Genomic DNA, 4,352 nt, shown 5'->3' on the forward strand with positions numbered 1-4,352 from the left:
GAAGGTCACCAGCGAGGTCAGCTTGAGCACATTGATCGCATCATTGCCGGTCGGCGGCACGACGAAGCGCATCGCCTGGGGCAAGATGATGCGTCTGAGGATCTTGCGATAGGACATGCCGAGCGCGCTCGCCGCCTCGGCCTGGCCGCCTTCTTCATTTTGCCGCCACCCGAGTTTTGCCGATGAAACGGCTCGCGACGCCGTGCCGGCCGCCGGAGAGTTCGACCGGATATCGCTAGAGATCGCCTGTTGCGCGAGGCTGAGACGAGAGCATGTCGCCTGAAATTGGGAATCGGTTTCAGGATAACGACATGCGCAAAAACAAAGGTTTAGAGCGCCGGTTCTGATTCCATCAGAACGCAAAGCGCCCTAAACGACAAAGCGCATCCACGACGGTCAAGGTCCGGCACTTCCGGCACGACGTCGCTCGAAATGGCTGAAGCTGACGGCAGTGTCTACTTGTAGTTTACCGGTTCACATATTTTTCAGTAATTTGTCAGATTACTTAATTACCTTTCTCTCATGTATGGCGCCCGGACATGCAGGTTTCAGACAGTCAATCGCATGCGAAGCCACCCAATGGAGGCCTCGCGCATCCAAGGGTGATTGGGTGGCGGGGAACGTCGGCTTTGGCCATGGGCGGCAGCAACCAGATGCTGTTCCTGATCACCGCCCTGTTCGTCGGCCAGGGTGACATTGCAGGCCAGGGGAGCGCGTCGCTGGTCCTGTTGGCGCTTGGTCTTGTTCTGAGCTACGTGTCCGCTCCGGGCTGGACCGAGCTGGTGCTCATGTCGCCCAATCGGGTGGGTGGCATATCGGCCGCCTGCACCGAGGCGTTCAAACCCTATAGTCCAATCCTGTCGGCACTGACGGGTGTGTGTTATTGGTGGGGCTGGGTTCCGACCTGCGGCGTCACGGCGATCCTTTCCGGGGTCGCAATCCAGCAATGGTGCCTGCCTGGCGTTCCGGTTTCGATCATTGCCATTGCCATCGTCTCCACCTTCACCGTGGTCAACCTGCTGGGCGTGCGCTGGGTCGCGGGTCTGGCCATCCCGATCGCCTGCGCATCGGCAACGCTTGCCTTCCTGTCCGCGATCATACCGATATTGAGTGGTGCCGTTGATTGGCACAGGTCGTTCGACCTGCACATCACCATTCCTTTCCCAGGCTGGTTCGGCACCATGACGTCGTTGATGGCCGGCCTTTATCTGGTGGGCTTCGGCGCGCCTGCCTTCGAGGCCGCGACATGCCATGTCGGCGAGACCGTCGATCCGGTCAGGAACGTGCCGCGTGCGATGCGTGTCAGCGGCCTTATGGCGGGCCTGTTTTTCGTCATCCTGCCGATCGTCTGGCTTGGAACACTCGGCCCCGAAGCGCTTGGCCATGATCTCTCCGAGGTTCTCGGGCCGACCTTCGCGCCGGTGTTTGGCAGCGGCGCAAAGGCGGCGGCAATCGGCTTCATGATGTTCAACATGTTCCACGGCACCCTCCAGCCATTGGCGGGCGCGGCCAGAACACTGGCACAGATTTCCGAGGATGGCCTTGCGCCCCGCTTCCTGTCGAAACGCATGTCGACCGACGCGCCCTATGTCGCGACACTAGCGACCGCCGGCTTCGCCATTGCATTTCTGCTGATCGGCGACCCGATCTGGTTGATCGCGGCGGCCAATTTCACGTATCTGATCGGCATATGCATGCCATCGGTCGCCGTCTGGCTGCTGCGCCGCGACGCACCCGACGCCGAGCGACCCTATCGCGCGCCGAAAGGCACCATCAGTCTCGGCCTGGGCGCCGCCGCGGTCTGGGGCGCAAGCGCCATGCTCGGCTTCGAACAATTCGGGCTGCCGACCGTGGTGATCGGCCTGCTGATGGCCTATTCCGGAGCCCTGCTCTACGGTTGGCGAAAGCTGCAGGACCGGCGCGAAACCGGCCAGAAAGGCGTCGGGAACTCGCTGCACGTCAAACTGACCGGCGCCATGCTCCTGGTGCTGGCGCTCGATGCCGGCGGCTATATGCTGGCGATCGGCGCCATACCGAAGAGCGATGCCGGCTTCGTCGCCGTGCTCGAAGATATTTTCGTTGCTGTTGCACTCCTGACGATCAGTGTCGGAATTGTCCTGCCGGGCATGATTGCGCATTCCGCCGACCAGGTCAGCGCCGCAGCGCGTCGACTGGCCAACGGCACCGTCAAGGATCTGGCCAATGCCATGGAGGCGCTGGGCTCCGGACGCCTGGATGCCGCCGTCGCCTCGATCGATGTCGTGCCCGTCATTGTCAATTCACGCGATGAACTGGGCGCCATGGCGCACAGCTTCAACCTGATGCAGGATGGGGTGAAACACGCGGCGCTCGGCCTGCAGCAGGCCCGCATCGGTTTGAGCAACGCGCGCTCGGATCTGGTTGAAACCAACAAGACGCTGGCGGTGACGGTTGCCGAACAGGAGCGATTGACCGGCGAACTTCTGGTCGCCAAGGAAGCAGCGGTGCGCGATGCGACACATGACGCACTGACAGGCCTGCCGAACCGGACGTTCTATATGACCCGGGCAAAGGCAGCAATCGAACAGGCAAAAGGACGGGAAAGCTACAATTTCTCGGTCCTGTTCATTGACCTCGATCGTTTCAAGATCATCAATGACAGCTTGGGACATATCGTGGGCGATGACCTGCTGATCAGCGTCGCCGATCGTTTGCGCGCTTTGCTCGGCGACGGCAGTAAAGAGCAATCGGCGTTCGTTTCCACGATACGCGGAAATCTGCTGGCGCGATTGGGCGGTGACGAGTTCATCGTGCTGATCGCCGACGACGACAATGCGGGCAAGGCATGGCGTCTGGCGGAGCAGATCCAGAAGGTTCTGGCAGAGCCCTTCGTCCTGGGACGCGAACTCGTCCATACCACGGCCAGCATCGGCATCGCCGGCAATGGCTCAGCCTATCTCGACCCAATCGATCTGCTGCGCGATGCCGACCTTGCCATGTACCAGGCCAAGACCCTGGGAAAGGCCCGGGCCGCCATCTACGATCCGTCGATGCACGATGCGGCGTCAGCGCGCATGCACCTGGAAAACCGCCTGCGCCTGGCCCTGGCAAATGAAGAATTCGTTCTGCATTACCAGCCGATCGTGTCGTTGAAGTCGCAACAAGTCTCCGGATTTGAAGCCCTGATCCGATGGCAGCGCAAGGACGAACCGCTGATCTACCCCGGAGGTTTCATAAATGTGGCCGAAGATACCGGCCTGATCGTTCCGCTGGGGCTCTGGGTGTTGCGAGAGGCCTGCCTCAAGGCAAAGTCCTGGACCGATATGTTCGGCAGCGATCAACACCTGACGATGAGCGTCAACCTCTCGCCACGCCAGTTCGCTCAGCACGACCTGGTCGAATGCGTACAGAGGGTGCTGGCGGAAACAGAGGTCGATCCGAAGCTCATCAGACTCGAACTCACCGAGAGCAGCACCGTCGACAATCCCGAACGCGCCGTCAGCGTCATGAAGCAGTTGAAGGCACTGCGTGTCCAGATCAGCCTTGACGATTTCGGCACCGGCTATTCATCGCTCAGTTACCTGCATCGATACCCGATCGATATTCTGAAGATCGACCGCTCCTTCATATCGCGCATGATGGAGAATGCCGAAAACCTGCAGCTCGTCACCACCATCCTTGCGATGGCGAAGGGCATGCGCATGAGCGTCGTCGCCGAGGGGATCGAAGAGGAAGCCCAGGCGCAGCAACTCGCCGATCTGGGCTGCGAATGGGGACAGGGCTACCTGTTCGCAAAACCACTCACACCCGAAGACGCCGAAATCTGGCTCCAGGTCCGGGATCTCAATCAAGCCAATCTGCGCCTGGCCAAGCCGGAGCGTTCGAGCGGCCAAGGCCGGAAACCGAAGAAAAGCGTGACGACCGGTACTGACGTGTAGTGCCAACGTCACGCGGGCCATCACCGCTCCGCCTGACTCGGTGGCCAGCAGACCTCGGGAGCCGACTTGCAACTACCGGCCCTTCCATTCGGTGCATGAAGCGCGAACGGTTCGCCTGAACGGGAACCGGACGATTGAGCTGTTGTGCAGGTGCGATGGCGAAAGAGAGCCTGTCACAAGCGGCTACAGCACCCGTGACAGGAATTCGCGCGTGCGTGCCGATTGCGGATTGGCGATCATGGCGCGGGGCTCGCCGCGTTCGACGATCACGCCCTGGTCCATGAAAATCAGTTGATCACCGATCTCGCGGGCAAAGCCGATCTCGTGGGTGACGACGACCATGGTCATGCCGCTTTCGGCCAGATCGCGCATGACGCTCAGCACCTCGCCGACCAGTTCCGGGTCGAGCGCCGATGTCGGTTCGTCGAACAGCAG

General features: G+C 61.0%; 1 protein-coding gene and 2 pseudogenes. 1 reads left to right on the forward strand and 2 read right to left on the reverse strand.

What is annotated here, in order from left to right; all coding sequences use genetic code 11:
* A pseudogene (locus AC1DYF_RS40020) lies at positions 1-147 on the reverse strand (ABC transporter permease subunit); the annotation flags it as partial.
* A gap of 488 nt (positions 148-635) precedes the next feature.
* Here AC1DYF_RS40020 and AC1DYF_RS40025 point away from each other — a divergent pair.
* Positions 636-3,917 (forward strand): EAL domain-containing protein, encoded by a 3,282-nt coding sequence (locus AC1DYF_RS40025; RefSeq protein WP_477884460.1) that lies wholly within the window; start codon positions 636-638, stop codon positions 3,915-3,917.
* Positions 3,918-4,100: 183 nt separating this feature from the next.
* Here AC1DYF_RS40025 and AC1DYF_RS40030 read toward each other — a convergent pair.
* Positions 4,101-4,352, reverse strand: a pseudogene (locus AC1DYF_RS40030) (ectoine/hydroxyectoine ABC transporter ATP-binding protein EhuA); the annotation flags it as partial.

This window comes from Rhizobium sp. P2_G9 (assembly GCF_056403475.1).